The organism is Candidatus Enterococcus wittei, assembly GCF_002140175.1.
In the GTDB taxonomy this organism is placed as follows: Bacteria; Bacillota; Bacilli; order Lactobacillales; family Enterococcaceae; genus Enterococcus_B; species Enterococcus_B wittei.
This window is the reverse complement of record NZ_NGMO01000001.1, coordinates 303,647-304,498: the sequence shown is the minus strand read 5'-3', so window position 1 is coordinate 304,498 and position 852 is coordinate 303,647. Positions and strand designations below refer to the sequence as shown.

The 852-nt window shown below is 33.2% G+C and carries 1 protein-coding gene; it reads left to right on the top strand.

Annotation, left to right across the window (positions count from 1 at the left end; all coding sequences use genetic code 11):
• The first annotated feature begins 252 nt into the window (after positions 1–252).
• Entirely contained in the window at positions 253–519 is a 267-nt protein-coding gene (locus tag A5844_RS01075) for a hypothetical protein (RefSeq protein ID WP_086283226.1), read from the top strand.
• Positions 520–852: the final 333 nt, after the last annotated feature.

The following is an 852-nucleotide window of genomic DNA, read 5'->3' as shown; positions in this document are numbered from 1 at the left end:
ATGCAACAAAAATACCGCCTACAAAACATAGAATCTGTCTCTTATACACATCTAGATGTGTATAAGAGACAGATCTAAAGCTTAAAAATAAAGGCGCATTTGTAGAATCATATGAAGAGGTTCCTGCTAGTGACCTGTCTCTTATACACATCTCTGTCTCTTATACACATCTAGATGTGTATAAGAGAAAAGAATAGAAGAAACAAAGCAATCTTATAGACACGCAATCAAAAAAATGGAGGATAATCATACATGAAAGAACCATTGGAAGAATTATTTAATGAATTATCAAAACAATTCGATAAAATAATCGTACGAACAGAAGGGAAGATCAGTAAAGAAATAAGTATGCAAGTCAGGCAAACAGCCAAGCGTTCTCATAGAGAAACAATCAATGATACGTTACAGATATTTTCTACTGACCAACGTAAAATGGCTCATTCGATTAAAGGATATTTTGGAGCGAAGGTGATTGAAGAGCTTTCAAAACAGGAAAAAAAGTTACTACATTTTCGGTAATAACTAGCGGCTGTCGAAAAATCTGACATGAATACACCAAGAAGGTAATTGGAATCTGTCTCTTATACACATCTAGATGTGTATAAGAGACAGGTCTTAATCTCCATATGGAATAGTTTTATATCAGGGGAAAAGACTGGAACTTTAGCTAACGAATTATCGAGGATTGGGTAAGAACAATTATCGAGCATTCGTTTTTTTTTATAATTTGATAAAAAAAGACGCATTCAGCATATTTTATAGTGAAAGCAAACGATAGTAGTATGGTCTAAACACATTGAGAATATTAGCAGTTTTACTAGAAATTATCAAAAAGGAGACAACGATGATCAG

Coding starts and splice junctions, on each gene's coding strand:
- A5844_RS01075 (WP_086283226.1), top strand. CDS start 253: ATGAAAGAACCATTGGAAGAATTATTTAATGAATTATCAAAACAATTC.